The organism is Agarivorans sp. D1326, assembly GCF_056958115.1.
Window position 1 is genome coordinate 1 of the sequence record NZ_JBTWEN010000018.1, and the last position, 16,903, is coordinate 16,903.

The following is a 16,903-nucleotide window of genomic DNA, read 5'->3' on the forward strand; positions in this document are numbered from 1 at the left end:
TTACGTGCGGTTTTGAACGTTCAAATTTTTCTTTAGACACGATATGTACCTTCTTTTCCATTCCAATCTGCCTCACCCGAGACAGACCAATCATAGTTGAATTAGTTTACTTTGCTTCAACAATAGCATCAGCAACATTTTTCGGCGCTTCGTTGTACTCTAGGAATTCCATAGAGTAAGAGGCTCGCCCCTGAGTTGCCGAACGTAGATCTGTAGCATAGCCGAACATTGCAGACAGCGGCACTTTAGACTTAACAATCTTTAAGCCCGCAGCCCCATCGTCCATGCCTTCAATTATGCCACGACGACGATTCAAGTCACCCACTACATCACCCATCCAATCTTCAGGGGTTGTAACTTCTACTTTCATCATCGGCTCGAGCAGTACTGGATCAGCGTCCAATGCACCTTTCTTAAAGCCCATTGCACCGGCAATTTTAAACGCCATTTCGTTAGAGTCAACATCGTGGAATGATCCATCGAATAAGGTGACCTTAACATCAAGTAGCGGATAGCCAGCCAATACACCCTGATCCATCTGCTCTTTACAGCCTTTATCAACAGCTGGGATGTATTCTTTTGGAACAACACCACCAACGATTTCGTTGACAAATTCGTAACCAGCACCTGGCTCTAGAGGTTCCATACGCAACCAAACATGACCGTATTGACCACGACCACCCGATTGACGTACAAACTTTCCTTCCACTTCAACTTGCTTGCGAATTGCTTCGCGATAAGCAACTTGAGGTTTACCTACATTACAATCAACGCTAAATTCGCGCTTCATGCGATCTACGATGATATCTAAGTGTAACTCACCCATACCAGAGATAAGGGTTTGTCCAGATTCTTCGTTAGTTTCTACGCGGAACGATGGGTCCTCAGCAGCCAACTTACCTAAAGCTACGCCCATTTTTTCTTGGTCAGCTTTGGTTCGAGGCTCTACGGCAATCTGAATTACCGGCTCAGGGAATTCCATACGCTCAAGAATCACTTTACGATTCATATCACATAAAGTGTCACCCGTGGTTACGTCTTTAAGACCAATCGCAGCGGCGATATCACCAGCACGAACTTCTTTGATCTCTTTACGATCGTTTGAGTGCATTTGCACCATACGACCTAAACGTTCACGTTTTTGTTTAACCGAGTTATACACCGCAGTGCCGGTTTCAACCGTCCCCGAATAAACACGCATAAAGGTAAGTGTACCCACAAATGGGTCGGTGGCAATTTTAAACGCAAGTGCCGCAAACGGCGCGTCGTCATCTGCCGGACAAGCAACTTCGTTGTCCTTTTCGTCTGTACCTTTAATTGCTTCAACGTGGTTTGGAGCAGGCAAGTATTCTACAACCGCGTCAAGCACTGCTTGAACACCTTTGTTTTTAAATGCACTACCACAAGTCGCTAGCACGATCTCATTGTTTAGGGTGCGCTTACGCAAACCAAACTTAATCTCGGCTTCAGTCAACTCGCCGTCTTCAAGATATTTATCCATTAATTCATCGGTAGCTTCTGCAGCAGCTTCAACGAGTTCTTCGTGTAAAGCCTCTGCACGCTCTACCAAATGAGCAGGAATATCTTCGTAATTGAAGGTGGTACCTTGGTCTGCTTCGTTCCAGTTAATGGCCTTCATTTTGATCAGGTCAATAACACCAACAAATTCGTCCTCAGCGCCTATGTTCAACTGAATAGGTACACAGTTTGCACCTAAGCGATCACGGATTTGATCAATTACTCGTTCAAAGTCTGCACCAGCTCTATCCATTTTGTTCACGAATACCATTCGCGGAACAGAATATTTGTCAGCTTGGCGCCACACTGTTTCTGATTGAGGTTCAACACCAGATGAACCACAAAATACAACAACTGCACCATCTAATACACGCAATGAACGTTCAACTTCAATTGTAAAGTCAACGTGTCCAGGGGTATCGATGATATTAATACGGTGTTCGTCGTACTGGGCGTTCATACCACGCCAAAAGGTGGTAGTAGCCGCAGAGGTGATGGTAATACCGCGTTCTTGTTCTTGCTCCATCCAGTCCATGGTGGCTGCGCCATCATGCACCTCACCTATTTTGTGAGATAGACCGGTGTAGAAAAGGACACGTTCTGTAGTTGTTGTTTTGCCAGCGTCAACATGAGCAACAATACCAATGTTACGGTAGCGCTCAATTGGAGTTGTACGAGCCATTGTTATCCTCTTGCTAAGGAGTAATCCTTAGTCTCACATAGAAAGTAGCGCAGCTGCTAAGCAGCTGCGCAACCAATTACCAGCGGTAATGTGCAAACGCTTTGTTTGCGTCGGCCATACGGTGAACGTCTTCACGTTTCTTAACCGCAGAACCTTTGTTTTCAGCTGCGTCTAGGATTTCACCCGCTAGACGTAAAGCCATAGATTTTTCACCACGTTTACGTGCTGCATCTACCATCCAACGCATACCTAGAGTGTTACGACGTACTGGACGTACTTCAACAGGTACTTGGTAAGTAGAACCACCTACACGGCGAGATTTAACCTCTACCGATGGGCGCACGTTTTCAAGAGCAACTTCAAAAATTTCTTGGTGAGACTTGCCTGATTTATCAGCAGCAGCGTCTAATGCACCATATACAATCTTTTCTGAAATTGATTTTTTACCATCAACCATTACTACGTTGATGAACTTAGCCAGTAGTTCTGATCCGAACTTAGGATCTGGCAAGATTTTGCGTTGACCGATCACTCGACGTCTTGGCATTTTTATATCTCCGGTTTGCTTCAGGTTTCCCCAAAACGAATTTTAAAAAAATTTCGCTATAACTAAATGTTTGGCCTTACTTAACGGAGAGCCGTTATGACTTAGGACGTTTAGCGCCGTACTTTGAACGTCCTTGACGACGATCACTTACGCCAGCACAGTCTAACGCGCCGCGTACGGTGTGATAACGCACACCTGGTAAATCTTTAACACGACCACCGCGAATCAAAATTACGCTGTGCTCTTGTAGGTTGTGACCTTCACCACCGATGTAAGAAGTCACTTCGAATCCGTTAGTTAAACGAACACGAGCTACTTTACGTAGTGCTGAGTTTGGTTTCTTTGGTGTGGTGGTATATACACGAGTACATACACCACGACGTTGTGGACACGCAGCTAGTGCTGGTACGTTGCTTTTAGCAACCTTACTTGCACGTGGCTTGCGAACCAACTGGTTAATCGTTGCCATTCGAAATAGCTCCTGAAATTACATTTAAACATGTGAAAAAATCTACCCCAATTTTGGGGAGGCGAAATTTTATGCGCTTGCAGGTAAAGAGTCAAGGCTTGCGATGATCACAAGCTTGATATTTTTGATGAATGGGACCTGAGTTACCAAGTCATAGCGGGCGTGTGCTGCTCGGTTAATGTTACCAAACCTTGGTAATCGATCAGTACGCTATCGCAGACTTCAATACCCCGAGCACTCACATCGGCACTTAACACCGAGACTCTAGCGCTTTGTGCAAGTACCTTTAAACGCGTGTCATCACGCAGCCATGAGTATACAGCATCTTCGATGAGTACTAGATGCCCACCGTTTTCAAGCTGTTCAAGGCAGCGTTCGTAGGGGTCACTTGCATAAGGATGTCGCATAATATGTAGCATGCTAAAATCTCAATATTGCATGAGCATGACAGCATTCTGAATAGAACTGTTTTGCTTGTTTAACTCTAACGCTAATAGCAAGTTGTTCTAAAGAAAGGCCACGTTCTTTTAATGATTGTTGATCAACGAAGATCTCTTCAACGTCATACAGATCTAACAAACCATAGGTAGGAAGCACGTCTCGTTGCTTAATGTTAGTGGGGTTTTGCCCCTTCAATAACTGATAAACCCCATCGCCCTCAAAAAAGGCGACAATATCTTCCGATACAGCAGAGGCAGCAAGTGCAGCATCCAGTGTTTCTCGTGCTAAAGAGTTGCCGTGTGGTGCTCGACTAAATACAAACACTAATGATTTGCTCATAGATGCACCACTCTATCGCTACTTAACATCGCAGTAGCCATTTCGGCTAAACCAGACATATTAAACTCGTTGTGCATATTCGCCGGCAAATGGTTTACTGCTGCTTCTTCCTCACCAATAATTCCTCTGCGGTAGGCTGCTGCACTGCACACAAGAAGCGAACACGCCGATGCTTTTTTTATATCGAGCCAGTGCCGATGAATATTTACTTCATCACTCGCAGGTAGAGATGTAGACAGGCCATTACTCACCCCATCTAGATAAAAGAACACCGTTTTTAATTGATGACCGGCTTCAATCAAAGCCTTGGCAAAGTTGAGCGCCGAAGCACTTCCCTGCTTGCCATACAAGGGGCTAGTAACAACTAAGGTATAAGTAAGGCTCATAAACTATTTAATATGCGCAATAGCTTCTACTTCTACCAACACATCTTTAGGTAAACGCGCAACTTCTACACATGAGCGCGCAGGTGCACTTTCTGGGAAGTAACTTGCGTAAACATCATTAAAGGCAACAAAATTAGCCATATCACTTAGAAAGCAGGTAGTTTTAAACACTGTTGAAGCATCGGCACCAGCAGCAGCTAATACCGCCATTAGATTTTCCATTACTTGTCTTGTTTGCTCGCTTATTCCACCTTCCACGATCTCCATCGACTCTGGGTCTAGTGGGATTTGGCCTGAAGTGAAGACCAATTCGTCAATTTTAGTTGCTTGAGAATATGGCCCGATTGCAGCTGGAGCCGCCTCTGTAGATACAATTTGTTTGCTCATAAAATGCTCTAGATTTTGTTGTTTTTAAAAATGGAGTCTGTGACGAACGCCAACACTTGTCAAATATTTTGCAGAGAGATAATTAAACCGCAGACATTAAAAAAGGCAGCCAATGGCTGCCTTTTTAGCTTAGTAGAGTCAGTTACTACTCTGTTTCGCCGCCAGGGGCTGCATTTAGTAGAGCTGCTAAGTTATCAGCTGCTTCATCTGCAGTAATTGGAGCTGGCGCTTCAGTTTGGTTGCGACGATTCTCATGGTAGGCATAACCAGTACCAGCAGGAATCAAGCGACCAACAATAACGTTCTCTTTAAGACCGCGTAGTTCGTCCTGTTTACCACCCACTGCTGCTTCGGTAAGCACACGAGTAGTTTCTTGGAACGAAGCCGCAGAAATAAACGACTCTGTAGATAGTGACGCCTTAGTAATACCTAGTAACTCACGACGGTATACCGCAGGGCGTTTGCCTTCAGCTTCCAATTGACGATTCTCAATATTCACACGGGCAACTTCAGCTTGCTCACCTAGCAAGAAGCTAGAATCACCAGCATCTAGAATCAAACACTTACGAAGCATTTGACGCACGATAGTTTCAATGTGTTTATCGTTAATCTTCACACCTTGTAAACGGTATACGTCTTGTACTTCGTTTACGATGTAGTTAGAAACAGGGCTAATGCCACGCAAACGTAAAATGTCATGTGGTGATTCTGGACCATCGGCAATTACTTCACCTTTAGCCACTTTCTCACCTTCAAACACGTTTAGGTTACGCCACTTAGGAATCATTTCTTCGTAAGCATCGCCTTCAGCAGGAGTAATCACCAAGCGGCGCTTACCTTTGGTTTCTTTACCGAAACTAATAGTACCGGTAATTTCTGCCAAAATAGCTGGCTCTTTAGGCTGACGAGCTTCGAACAAGTCGGCTACGCGAGGTAGACCACCGGTAATATCTTTAGTACCGCTTGATTCTTGTGGGATACGAGCAATTGCATCACCAACACCCACTTCAGCATTATCTTCTAAGTTTACAATCGCTTTTGCAGACAAGAAGTACTGAGCTGGAATATCAGTACCAGCAATAAGTACGTCGTTACCAGAACCGTCTACCAATTTCACCATTGGACGCATTTCTTTACCAGCGCCTGGGCGCTCGTTAGGATCCATAACGTGAATACTAGAAAGACCAGTTAGTTCATCAGTTTGACGGCTAACAGTCACGCCTTCAACCATGTCGATGAACTTAACGCGTCCCGGTACTTCAGTAATAATTGGGTGTGTATGTGGGTCCCAGTTAGCAACTGTGTCGCCAGAGGTAACCGCACCACCGTCTACTACTTCTAGTATTGCACCGTATTGAAGCTTGTGGCTTTCTTTGGTTTGACCCATTTCATCAATAATGGTCAATTCAGTAGAACGAGAGGTTACAACTAACTTGCCTTCGCTGTTTGTTACTACTTTAGCATTGTGTAGCTTAATAGTACCTGCGTTCTTAACTTGAATGCTGTTTTCTGCTGCCGCACGCGATGCCGCACCACCAATGTGGAAGGTACGCATGGTAAGCTGTGTACCTGGCTCACCAATTGATTGAGCTGCAACTACACCAACCGCTTCACCGCGACCAACCAAGTGGCCACGAGCTAGGTCACGACCATAACAAAGAGCACAAACACCAAAGTCGTTAGCACAGCTAATTACTGAGCGTACTTTAACGGTATCCACTGAGTTCTCTTCAAGAAGGTCACACAGTTTCTCGTCAAGTAGTGTTTTGTCTTTAAGCAGTACTTCGTTCTCAGTACCAGGCTTAATTACATCGCCTACTAGAACACGACCAAGAACACGCTCACGTAATGGCTCAACAACATCACCACCCTCAATGTGAGGCGTCATGATAATACCGTCTTCGGTACCACAGTCAGTTTCGGTAACAACCAAATCCTGTGCAACATCTACTAGACGACGTGTTAAGTAACCAGAGTTAGCAGTCTTCAATGCGGTATCGGCCAAACCTTTACGCGCACCGTGGGTTGAGATGAAGTACTGAAGTACGTTCAAACCTTCACGGAAGTTAGCCACAATCGGCGTTTCGATAATCGAACCATCCGGTTTAGCCATCAAGCCACGCATACCAGCTAGCTGACGAATCTGAGCAGCACTACCACGTGCGCCCGAGTCGGCCATCATAAAGATGCTGTTGAACGAGTCTTGGCTCTCTTCTTCGCCATCTTTGTTGATAACTGTTTCAGTAGACAAGTTGTCCATCATCGCTTTCGATACTTTTTCGTTAGCCGAAGCCCAAATATCGATTACTTTGTTGTAACGCTCGCCCGCGGTTACCAAACCAGCTAGGAACTGCTCTTGAATTTCGCTTACTTCGTCACTGGCTTCTTCCACGATGTCTTTCTTAGCATCAGGGATAACCATGTCGTTAATACCTACAGAGGCACCAGACAAGGTTGCGTAATGGAAACCGGTGTACATTAATTGGTCAGCAAAAATAACTGAGTGCTTAAGACCTAGTTTACGGTAACAGGTGTTTAGCAATCCTGAGATTTGCTTCTTACCCATTGACTGGTTAACTAAATCAAATGGCAAACCTTTAGGTACAATTAACCATAAAATGGCACGACCAATGGTGGTTTGCTTAATCTCAGTTTTTTCGATTTTAGAGCCGTCTTCTGCTACAACAACCTCGGTAATACGTACGTTTACACGTGCGTGAATACTGGCTTGTTTAGCACGGTATAACTTCTCAGCCTCTTTAGGGCCAGAAAGGTACATACCTTCACCTTCAGCGTTAACACGTTCACGAGTCATGTAGTACAGACCCAATACAACGTCTTGCGAAGGAACGATAATAGGCTCACCGTTAGCTGGTGATAGTACGTTGTTGGTCGACATCATCAACGAACGTGCTTCTAACTGTGCTTCTAAGGTCAACGGTACGTGTACCGCCATTTGGTCACCATCGAAGTCGGCGTTATAAGCCGCACACACTAGCGGGTGTAATTGAATAGCTTTACCTTCAATTAGCACAGGCTCAAAGGCTTGAATACCCAAACGGTGCAATGTTGGTGCACGGTTAAGTAATACTGGGTGTTCGCGGATAACTTCTTCAAGAATATCCCACACTTCACCGCCTTCGCGCTCAACCATTTTCTTAGCAGCTTTAATCGTAGTCGCAAGACCACGCAGCTCTAGCTTGCCGTAGATGAATGGTTTGAATAGCTCAAGTGCCATTTTCTTAGGAAGACCACACTGGTGTAGACGCAGTGTTGGACCAACGGTAATTACCGAACGACCTGAGTAATCTACACGCTTACCTAGCAAGTTCTGACGGAAACGACCTTGCTTACCTTTGATCATATCAGCCAAAGATTTAAGCGGACGTTTGTTAGAACCAGTAATAGCGCGACCACGACGACCATTGTCTAACAAGGCATCTACTGCTTCTTGCAGCATACGCTTTTCGTTACGCACAATGATGTCTGGAGCAGCTAGGTCTAATAGACGCTTCAAACGGTTGTTACGGTTGATTACACGACGGTATAAATCGTTCAAATCAGAAGTAGCAAAACGGCCGCCATCTAGTGGTACTAGTGGGCGTAAATCTGGTGGAAGAACCGGTAATACGGTCATAATCATCCACTCAGGTTTGTTACCTGAATCGCGGAACGCTTCCATAAGCTTAAGACGCTTAGTGGTCTTCTTACGCTTAGTTTCAGAGTTAGTAGTTTGTAACTCTTCGCGCATTACTTCGATTTCTTGGTCAAGCTCTAAATGACGCAATAAAGCTAATACAGCTTCAGCGCCCATTTTAGCTTCAAACTCGTCACCGTACTCTTCAAGTGAATCCAAGTAAGTTTCTTCGGTAAGCATTTGACCGCGCTCTAAGCTGGTCATGCCAGGCTCAGTCACAACAAATGATTCGAAGTAAAGAACTCGTTCAATATCACGTAAAGTCATATCTAGTAATAAACCAATACGCGATGGTAATGATTTCAAGAACCAGATGTGCGCTACTGGAGAAGCCAATTCGATGTGGCCCATACGGTCACGACGAACTTTAGATTGGGTAACTTCTACGCCACACTTCTCACAGATAACACCACGGTGTTTCAAACGTTTGTATTTACCACACAAACATTCGTAATCTTTTACTGGGCCAAAAATACGGGCACAGAATAAACCGTCACGCTCAGGCTTAAAAGTACGATAGTTAATCGTCTCTGGTTTCTTCACCTCACCAAACGACCAACTGCGGATCTGGTCTGGTGAAGCTAGGCCAATTTTAATGCCTTCAAACTCTTCGGTCTTGCTTTGTTGCTTAAGAAACTTAAGTAAATCTTTCACGTTTCTCTCCAGGTTGGAGTTAAACCTGGGGCGTTTCTAATGAAACGCCCGCCTTGCTTTTAATTCAGGTGAAGTCCTGTGCTTACAGCTCATCCAACTCAATGTTGATCCCAAGAGAGCGAATCTCTTTGAGCAACACGTTGAACGACTCAGGCATGCCTGGCTCCATCTGGTGGTTACCATCAACGATGTTCTTGTACATCTTAGTACGACCGTTAACGTCATCAGATTTAACCGTTAGCATTTCCTGTAGGGTGTAAGCAGCACCGTATGCTTCCAGTGCCCATACTTCCATCTCACCGAAGCGCTGACCACCAAACTGTGCTTTACCACCTAGAGGTTGCTGAGTAACCAAGCTGTAAGAACCAGTAGAACGAGCGTGCATCTTGTCATCAACCAAGTGGTTAAGTTTCAACATGTACATGTAACCAACAGTTACAGGGCGCTCAAATTCTTGACCGGTACGGCCGTCACGTAACACGATTTGACCTGAATCAGGTAAGTCGGCTAAACGTAATAGCTCTTTAATTTCAGCTTCTTTAGCACCATCAAATGCAGGGGTAGCCATTGGCACACCGCCACGTAAGTTCTTGGCCAAAGTCATTACTTCTTCATCAGTGAAGCTAGCAACGTCAACTTTAAGCGCATCATCACCTACGTTGTACACTTTCTGGATGAAGTCACGCAGTTTATCCATTTCGATTTCACGCTGAACTTTCAGCATTTCATCAATTTTTTCACCAACACCTTTAGCTGCTAGGCCTAAGTGGGTTTCAAGGATCTGACCGATGTTCATCCGCGATGGTACACCTAGTGGGTTCAAGCAGATGTCTACTGGGCGACCAGTTTCGTCATAAGGCATATCTTCACGAGGAACAATGGTAGAAATTACACCTTTGTTACCGTGACGACCAGCCATCTTGTCACCAGGTTGAATACGACGTTTAACTGCTAAGTAAACTTTAACAATCTTCAGTACGCCAGGCGCTAAGTCATCACCTTGGGTGATCTTGCGGCGCTTAATGTCGAACTGCTTGTCGAATTCAGCTTTGATCTCGTCGTATTGCGCAGCAATTTGCTCTAGCTGCGTTTGCGCGTCTTCATCGCTTAATGCCGCTTCTAGCCACTCTGCAGGTTGCTGACGGTCTAAGTCAGCTTCTGACTTACCGGCTGCAATCAATACAGATTTAGCACGAGCAAAGATACCATCTTCAAGAATCTTGAATTCTTCGGTTAAATCTTTCTTCGCTTCTTTAAGCTGCATAGACTCAATTTCTTGAGCACGCTTGTCTTTTTCTACGCCATCGCGAGTAAAGACTTGAACGTCGATTACGGTACCAAATACAGAGTTAGGTACACGTAGTGATGTATCTTTAACATCAGACGCTTTCTCACCGAAGATGGCACGCAATAGCTTCTCTTCAGGTGTCAATTGTGTTTCACCTTTAGGGGTTACTTTACCCACTAAGATGTCACCTGGCTTAACTTCAGCACCTACGTAAACAATACCTGACTCATCAAGTTTGCTTAGCGCTGATTCACCAACGTTTGGAATATCGGCTGAGATTTCTTCACTGCCAAGCTTGGTATCACGAGCGATACAGCTTAACTCTTGAATGTGAATAGTAGTAAAGCGATCTTCTTTAACTACGTTCTCAGAAATACCGATTGAATCCTCAAAGTTGTAACCATTCCAAGGCATGAACGCTACGCGCATGTTTTGACCCAATGCCAACTCACCTAAGTCAGTTGAAGGACCATCTGCCAGTACGTCGCCTTTAGCTACCAATTCGCCTGATTTAACTACCGGACGTTGGTTGATACAGGTGTTTTGGTTAGAACGGGTGTACTTAGTTAGCGTGTAAATGTCGATACCGGCTTCACCTGGAAGCATCTCGTCTTCATTTACTTTAACTACGATGCGGCTTGCATCTGCGTAGTCAACCGTACCACCACGTTTCGATACAACAGTTACACCAGAGTCAACCGCTACTGCTCGCTCAATACCAGTACCTACTAACGGCTTATCAGCGCGTAGAGTTGGTACAGCTTGACGTTGCATGTTAGAACCCATCAATGCACGGTTTGCATCATCGTGTTCTAGGAACGGAATCAACGATGCCGCTACAGAAATAATCTGCTGAGGACTTACGTCCATGTACTGAATTTGGTCAGTAGGCATGTAGGTTGATTCGCCCTTGTGGCGACAAGGTACTAAATCTGTTTCAAGTAATTTACCGTTTGCGTCAGCTTCAGCGTTTGCCTGAGCGATCACATAAGTGCCTTCATCAATCGCTGATAAGTAATCTACTTCATCAGTGATTTGGCCTTCAATTACTTTGCGGTAAGGAGTTTCTAAGAAACCAAACTCATTAGTGCGAGAATAAACCGCCAACGAGTTAATCAAACCAATGTTTGGACCTTCCGGCGTTTCAATCGGACATAAACGACCGTAGTGCGTTGGGTGTACATCTCGCACTTCGAAGCCAGCACGTTCACGAGTTAAACCACCTGGGCCTAATGCAGAAACACGACGTTTGTGTGTTACTTCAGAAAGCGGGTTGTTTTGATCCATGAACTGAGACAATTGGCTTGAACCAAAGAACTCTTTAACCGCAGCCGAGATAGGCTTAGCGTTAATTAAGTCTTGTGGCATCAATGCATCAAGGTCACCTAAGCTTAGGCGCTCTTTAACAGCACGCTCTACACGTACTAGACCAACGCGGAATTGGTTTTCAGCCATTTCGCCTACGCTACGAATACGACGGTTACCTAGGTGATCGATATCATCAACTTCACCACGGCCGTTACGAATTTCGATTAGCGTTTGCATAACCTTAACGATGTCTTCTTTATCAAGTACACCAGCCACTGAACCGTCTTCACGGCCTACACGGCTGTTGAACTTCATACGGCCAACTGTTGATAAATCGTAACGGTCACCGTTAAAGAACAAGTTCTCGAACAAGGCTTCGGCTGCGTCTTTCGTTGGTGGCTCACCAGGACGCATCATACGGTAGATTTCAACTAACGCTTCTAGGCGGTTTGTTGAAGAATCAACACGCAAGGTATCAGAGATAAATGAACCATGATCTAGGTCATTGGTATAAATCGTTTTTATCACCGAGTGACCAGCTTGCGAAAGCGCAGCAATTAACTCTAGGTTTAATTCGCTGTTAGCTTCGGCAATAACTTCACCAGTGCTTTCGTCAACATACTCTTCAGCCAATACTTTATCAGCAAGGTACTCAACCGGCACTTCGATTTGCTCGACGCCTGATTTTTCCAGTTGACGAATATGGCGCGCTGTTACACGACGACCTGCTTCAATCAATACTTCGCCGTTTAGCATAACGTCGAAAGAAACAGTGTCACCACGTAAACGGGCTGGTACTAGCTCCATCATCACTTTACCGTCTTTCAATTCGAAAGCAGTAGAGTCAAAGAAGGTTTCTAGAATCTCTTGCGTGGTCATTTCTAACGCGCGCAAAATAATAGATGCTGGAAGCTTACGACGACGGTCGATACGAACAAACAAGTTGTCTTTAGGATCGAATTCGAAGTCTAACCATGACCCACGGTAAGGAATAACGCGCGCGTTATATAACACTTTACCTGATGAGTGTGTTTTACCACGGTCATGATCGTAGAATACACCAGGACTACGGTGTAACTGAGATACGATAACACGCTCTGTACCATTAATTACAAAGGTACCATTACCTGTCATCAATGGGATTTCACCCATGTATACTTCTTGCTCTTTGATGTCTTTAACCGTACCAGCCGGAGCCTCACGATCAAACAACACTAAACGCAATTTAACGCGCAAGGGAGCAGAGTAGGTGACTCCACGAATTTGACATTCTTTAACGTCAAAAACCGGCTCGCCAAGACGATAGCTAACATATTGTAGCTCTGAATATCCTGAATAACTGGCAATCGGGAATACACTGCGGAATGCAGCTTCCAGCCCATACTCGCCTTCAGGATCGATCTCTATGAATTTCTCAAAAGAGTCAAGCTGTATTGAAAGCAGGTAAGGCGTGTCCACTACTTGAGGACGTTTTCCAAAGTCCTTACGAATGCGTTTTTTCTCTGTATAAGAGTAAACCATATGGTTCCTCAGCTCGCTGATAAGTGACCCACTCTGTCCGCAAAATCTGGGACAGTTCTTACATACCGTTTGTCATTGTCGAAGAGAATTCCTTCTCTAAGTTTTTTGCTAGACGCACCATCTAAAACGGTGATAAAAAAGACGGCGTCCTACAGCGCAAAAAGGCCGGTGGTTAAATAACCACCAGCCATAGCCTATAAAGGCTGCAATCTACTTATAGGTAGATTACTTAAGCTCAACAGAAGCACCAGCTTCTTCAAGAGCAGCTTTAAGAGCTTCAGCTTCTTCTTTCTCAACGCCTTCTTTGATTGCAGCAGGAGCTGAATCAACAAGACCTTTAGCTTCTTTCAGGCCTAGACCTGTAGCGCCACGTACCGCTTTAATAGCAGCAACTTTGTTAGCGCCAGCAGCGGTAAGAATTACGTCGAATTCTGATTGCTCTTCAGCAGCAGCACCAGCGTCACCAGCAACAGCAACAGCTGCAGCAGCAGATACGCCGAACTTCTCTTCCATAGCTTCGATTAGTTCAACAACGTCCATTACTGACATTTCAGCAACAGCTTCGATAATTTGGTCTTTAGTGATAGACATGACTCAAATTCCTAAATTCAATTAAATTTATAAAATAATGTAGCAACAAGCAAATTATGCTGCTTCTGACTCTTTTTGGTCGCGTAGTGCGGCCAGAGTGCGAACCAGCTTGCCTGCAGAAGCTTCTTTCATAGTTGCCATTAACTTGGCAATTGCTTCTTCGTAAGTTGGTAGTTTTGCAAGAACGTTTACGTCTGCTAATGCACCTTCAAATGCTGCTGCACGTACTTCAAAGTTGTCTTGCTCTTTAGCGAAGTCTGTAAATAGACGCGCTGCAGCACCTGGGTGCTCATTAGAGAAGGCAATCAAAGTAGGACCAGTGAATGACTCAGTAAGACATTCTAGGTCTGTGCCAGCTACTGCACGGCGAGCAAGGGTATTACGTACCACTTGCATAGATACGCCAGCTTCACGTGCTTTAGCACGAAGTGAAGTCATCGCATCTACAGTTACGCCACGTGAATCAGCAACTACTGCAGAAAGTGCACCTTTGGCAGCTTCGTTGACGCCAGCAACAATTTGCTTCTTGTCTTCGAGTCTTAAGGCCATTGGCTTTACTCCTGGATTCCAATACCAGATAAATCTGGTGTTTACTTCCCTCTAAGTCATTAGATTTAGAGGCCTTTACGGTTTGGTTGTCCAGAATAAAAAATTATTCTTGGGTTTCCTCACCATCTACGTAGGAGATTAAGCTAGAAACTAGCACCTACGGTCTTGGATGAGGGCATAAGCCCTGACCCATAAATACAAAGCGCAAAATGATAGTATAAATTTTGCGCTTTGTAAATGATTAAGCTTGAGTATCTAAAGTAGCTACATCAACAGTTAGACCAGCACCCATAGTGGTAGATAGGCTAACTTTCTTGATGAACTGACCTTTAGATTGAGCAGGTTTTGCTTTTTTAAGAGCAACAACCAATGCTTCAAGGTTCTCTTTAAGCTTGTCAGCATCAAAATCGGCTTTACCAATAGTAGTATGGATAATACCGTTCTTGTCGTTGCGGTAACGAATCTGACCCGCTTTAGCTAGTTTAACTGCGTCAGCTACGTTAGGAGTAACTGTACCCACTTTAGGGTTAGGCATTAAACCACGTGGACCTAGGATTTGACCTAGTTGACCAACAACGCGCATTGCATCTGGAGAAGCAATTACTACGTCGAAGTCCATCTCACCTGCTTTAACTTGAGCAGCTAAGTCATCCATACCAACTACGTCAGCACCAGCTTCAGTAGCGGCTTCGGCGTTAGCACCTTGAGTAAATACAGCAACACGAACGTTACGACCAGTACCGTGCGGTAGTACAGTAGCACCACGAACGTTTTGGTCAGATTTACGTGGGTCAACACCAAGGTTAACCGCTGCATCTACGCTTTCTAGGAACTTAGCTGACGCTAATTCTTTAAGAAGAGCAACAGCTTCGTTTACTGAGTATTCTTTTGTTGAATCAACTTTTTCGTTGATCGCACGCATGCGCTTAGAAAGTTTTGCCATCGTATTAGCCCTCTACAACCAAGCCCATAGAACGGGCAGAACCTTCAATTGAACGAACCATTGCGTCTACGTCAGCACCAGTCATATCTACTGCTTTAGTATTAACAATCTCTTCTAGTTGAGCGCGTGTTACTTTGCCAACTTTTTCTTTGTTTGGAACACCAGAACCAGACTTGATGCCAGCCGCTTTCTTCAATAAGTAAGAAGCAGGTGGAGTTTTGGTTTCAAAAGTGAAAGAACGGTCAGAGTAAACAGTAATTACTACTGGTACTGGCGCGCCTTTTTCAATTGAATCTGTTTTCGCGTTGAATGCTTTACAGAATTCCATGATGTTTACACCATGTTGACCTAGAGCAGGACCAACTGGTGGTGACGGGTTTGCGGCACCCGCAGCAACTTGAAGCTTAATATAAGCTTGGACTTTTTTAGCCATTTTAAATTTACCTTATTTTGGGTTCAAACGCCTTTCGCACATGCGATTAGCTTCCCGATAGAACAAAGGGCAGCGGATTATAGTCGATCCCCTGCCCTAAAAACAACTGATTGTTTATTTTTTATCAGCCTTTCTCGATTTGTCCGAATTCTAGCTCTACTGGCGTAGCTCGGCCGAAAATCAATACTGATACTTTTACGCGGCTCTTTTCGTAATCCACTTCTTCGATAGTACCGTTGAAGTCGGCGAATGGGCCATCGGTAACACGAACCACTTCGCCTGGTTCGAATAGAGTTTTTGGTCTTGGCTTATCACTGGTTTCATCCAAGCGATCCAAGATAGCTTTAGCTTCTTTATCAGAAATTGGAGCTGGGCGCTCTGCCGTTCCACCAATAAAGCCTAGTACCCGCGGCACACTTTTCACTAAGTGCCAGCTTTCATCGTTTAGATCCATTTGAACCAAAACGTAACCAGGGAAGAACTTGCGCTCACTCTTACGTTTTTGACCAGCGCGCATTTCAACTACTTCTTCAGTCGGTACTAGAATCTCACCAAAAGAATCTTCCATAGAATGGATTTGGATGTACTCTTTTAATGATTTAGATACGCGAGCTTCATAGCCAGAAAAAGCCTGAACCACGTACCAACGCAATTTGCGCTCTTCAGTCATTAGATACCTACCCCTGTTACAAAGGCAACTAGGCGAACCAATATCGCATCTAGGCCCCACAAAATTAGTGACATGAATGCAGTAGCAGCTAATACAATCATGGTAGTTTGAATGGCTTCTTGACGAGTAGGCCAGATAACCTTACGCACTTCCATACGCGACTCTTTAGCAAATTCGAAGGCTTGCTTGCCTTTATTGGTTTGCGATGCAATGCCTAAAGCAGCAATCACGGCAATCACAACACCGATTACACGCACCAAGATCGACATATCTGTATATAGGTAGTTACCTACAACAGCGGCGATTAAAATTAGAGCAGCTAATGCCCATTTTAGGCCATCTAACGACCCACTTTGGTTTTCAGTACTGGTACTCATCAAACAACCTACAAATAATCCCACAAAATCATAAATCCCTTCATATAGGGATAGTGGCAGGGGTGGAGAGATTCGAACTCCCAACATTCGGATTTGGAATCCG

Annotated in this window: 15 protein-coding genes; all 15 read right to left on the minus strand. The window is 44.6% G+C overall.

Translation table 11 applies throughout. From position 1 onward, the window contains the following. Positions 1 to 106 precede the first annotated feature (106 nt). Positions 107 to 2,200 (minus strand): elongation factor G, encoded by a 2,094-nt coding sequence (gene fusA / locus ACYFDN_RS21220; protein ID WP_483512628.1) that lies wholly within the window; start codon positions 2,198 to 2,200, stop codon positions 107 to 109. Between the two features lie 76 nt (positions 2,201 to 2,276). Continuing rightward, a complete protein-coding gene (gene rpsG / locus ACYFDN_RS21225) occupies positions 2,277 to 2,747 on the minus strand; it encodes a 30S ribosomal protein S7 (protein ID WP_016404064.1) in 471 nt (156 codons plus the stop codon). 94 nt (positions 2,748 to 2,841) lie between these two features. Beyond that, the gene (gene rpsL / locus ACYFDN_RS21230; RefSeq protein WP_016404065.1) at positions 2,842 to 3,216 is read right to left on the minus strand and encodes a 30S ribosomal protein S12; all 375 of its coding nucleotides are present in this window, start codon (positions 3,214 to 3,216) and stop codon (positions 2,842 to 2,844) included. Between the two features lie 143 nt (positions 3,217 to 3,359). Continuing rightward, positions 3,360 to 3,635, minus strand: a complete 276-nt coding sequence (gene tusB, locus ACYFDN_RS21235) for a sulfurtransferase complex subunit TusB (RefSeq protein WP_483512629.1) — start codon at positions 3,633 to 3,635, stop codon at positions 3,360 to 3,362. A 1-nt stretch (position 3,636) separates the two neighbouring features. Further along, positions 3,637 to 3,996, minus strand: a complete 360-nt coding sequence (tusC, locus tag ACYFDN_RS21240) for a sulfurtransferase complex subunit TusC (protein ID WP_483512630.1) — start codon at positions 3,994 to 3,996, stop codon at positions 3,637 to 3,639. Beyond that, positions 3,993 to 4,382, minus strand: coding sequence for a sulfurtransferase complex subunit TusD (gene tusD, locus ACYFDN_RS21245; protein WP_483512632.1), 390 nt, complete (start codon positions 4,380 to 4,382; stop codon positions 3,993 to 3,995). Before tusD ends, tusC begins: the two co-directional genes overlap by 4 nt. Before the next feature lie 3 nt (positions 4,383 to 4,385). Further along, positions 4,386 to 4,769 (minus strand): RidA family protein, encoded by a 384-nt coding sequence (locus ACYFDN_RS21250; RefSeq protein ID WP_483512633.1) that lies wholly within the window; start codon positions 4,767 to 4,769, stop codon positions 4,386 to 4,388. A gap of 145 nt (positions 4,770 to 4,914) precedes the next feature. Continuing rightward, on the minus strand, positions 4,915 to 9,120 hold the full coding sequence (gene rpoC / locus ACYFDN_RS21255) for a DNA-directed RNA polymerase subunit beta' (RefSeq protein WP_221077416.1): 4,206 nt from the start codon (positions 9,118 to 9,120) through the stop codon (positions 4,915 to 4,917). 82 nt (positions 9,121 to 9,202) lie between these two features. Continuing rightward, complete coding sequence (gene rpoB, locus ACYFDN_RS21260) at positions 9,203 to 13,237, minus strand: DNA-directed RNA polymerase subunit beta (protein ID WP_016404038.1); 4,035 nt, start codon at positions 13,235 to 13,237, stop codon at positions 9,203 to 9,205. A 225-nt stretch (positions 13,238 to 13,462) separates the two neighbouring features. Then, the gene (rplL, locus tag ACYFDN_RS21265) at positions 13,463 to 13,828 is read right to left on the minus strand and encodes a 50S ribosomal protein L7/L12 (RefSeq protein WP_016404039.1); all 366 of its coding nucleotides are present in this window, start codon (positions 13,826 to 13,828) and stop codon (positions 13,463 to 13,465) included. A gap of 54 nt (positions 13,829 to 13,882) precedes the next feature. Then, on the minus strand, positions 13,883 to 14,377 hold the full coding sequence (gene rplJ / locus ACYFDN_RS21270; protein ID WP_016404040.1) for a 50S ribosomal protein L10: 495 nt from the start codon (positions 14,375 to 14,377) through the stop codon (positions 13,883 to 13,885). A gap of 241 nt (positions 14,378 to 14,618) precedes the next feature. After that, a complete protein-coding gene (rplA, locus tag ACYFDN_RS21275; protein WP_016404041.1) occupies positions 14,619 to 15,320 on the minus strand; it encodes a 50S ribosomal protein L1 in 702 nt (233 codons plus the stop codon). A 4-nt stretch (positions 15,321 to 15,324) separates the two neighbouring features. After that, positions 15,325 to 15,753, minus strand: a complete 429-nt coding sequence (rplK, locus tag ACYFDN_RS21280; protein ID WP_016404042.1) for a 50S ribosomal protein L11 — start codon at positions 15,751 to 15,753, stop codon at positions 15,325 to 15,327. Positions 15,754 to 15,877: 124 nt separating this feature from the next. After that, the gene (gene nusG / locus ACYFDN_RS21285) at positions 15,878 to 16,423 is read right to left on the minus strand and encodes a transcription termination/antitermination protein NusG (RefSeq protein WP_016404043.1); all 546 of its coding nucleotides are present in this window, start codon (positions 16,421 to 16,423) and stop codon (positions 15,878 to 15,880) included. Next, positions 16,423 to 16,800, minus strand: coding sequence for a preprotein translocase subunit SecE (gene secE / locus ACYFDN_RS21290; protein WP_016404044.1), 378 nt, complete (start codon positions 16,798 to 16,800; stop codon positions 16,423 to 16,425). Before secE ends, nusG begins: the two co-directional genes overlap by 1 nt. Positions 16,801 to 16,903 lie beyond the last annotated feature (103 nt).

Bases quoted from the DNA above. Each gene is read 5' to 3' on its own strand.
- fusA (WP_483512628.1), bottom strand. From the start codon at position 2,200: ATGGCTCGTACAACTCCAATTGAGCGCTACCGTAACATTGGTATTGTT.
- rpsG (WP_016404064.1), bottom strand. From the start codon at position 2,747: ATGCCAAGACGTCGAGTGATCGGTCAACGCAAAATCTTGCCAGATCCT.
- rpsL (WP_016404065.1), bottom strand. From the start codon at position 3,216: ATGGCAACGATTAACCAGTTGGTTCGCAAGCCACGTGCAAGTAAGGTT.
- tusB (WP_483512629.1), bottom strand. From the start codon at position 3,635: ATGCTACATATTATGCGACATCCTTATGCAAGTGACCCCTACGAACGC.
- tusC (WP_483512630.1), bottom strand. From the start codon at position 3,996: ATGAGCAAATCATTAGTGTTTGTATTTAGTCGAGCACCACACGGCAAC.
- tusD (WP_483512632.1), bottom strand. From the start codon at position 4,382: ATGAGCCTTACTTATACCTTAGTTGTTACTAGCCCCTTGTATGGCAAG.
- ACYFDN_RS21250 (WP_483512633.1), bottom strand. From the start codon at position 4,769: ATGAGCAAACAAATTGTATCTACAGAGGCGGCTCCAGCTGCAATCGGG.
- rpoB (WP_016404038.1), bottom strand. From the start codon at position 13,237: ATGGTTTACTCTTATACAGAGAAAAAACGCATTCGTAAGGACTTTGGA.
- rplL (WP_016404039.1), bottom strand. From the start codon at position 13,828: ATGTCTATCACTAAAGACCAAATTATCGAAGCTGTTGCTGAAATGTCA.
- rplJ (WP_016404040.1), bottom strand. From the start codon at position 14,377: ATGGCCTTAAGACTCGAAGACAAGAAGCAAATTGTTGCTGGCGTCAAC.
- rplA (WP_016404041.1), bottom strand. From the start codon at position 15,320: ATGGCAAAACTTTCTAAGCGCATGCGTGCGATCAACGAAAAAGTTGAT.
- rplK (WP_016404042.1), bottom strand. From the start codon at position 15,753: ATGGCTAAAAAAGTCCAAGCTTATATTAAGCTTCAAGTTGCTGCGGGT.
- nusG (WP_016404043.1), bottom strand. From the start codon at position 16,423: ATGACTGAAGAGCGCAAATTGCGTTGGTACGTGGTTCAGGCTTTTTCT.
- secE (WP_016404044.1), bottom strand. From the start codon at position 16,800: ATGAGTACCAGTACTGAAAACCAAAGTGGGTCGTTAGATGGCCTAAAA.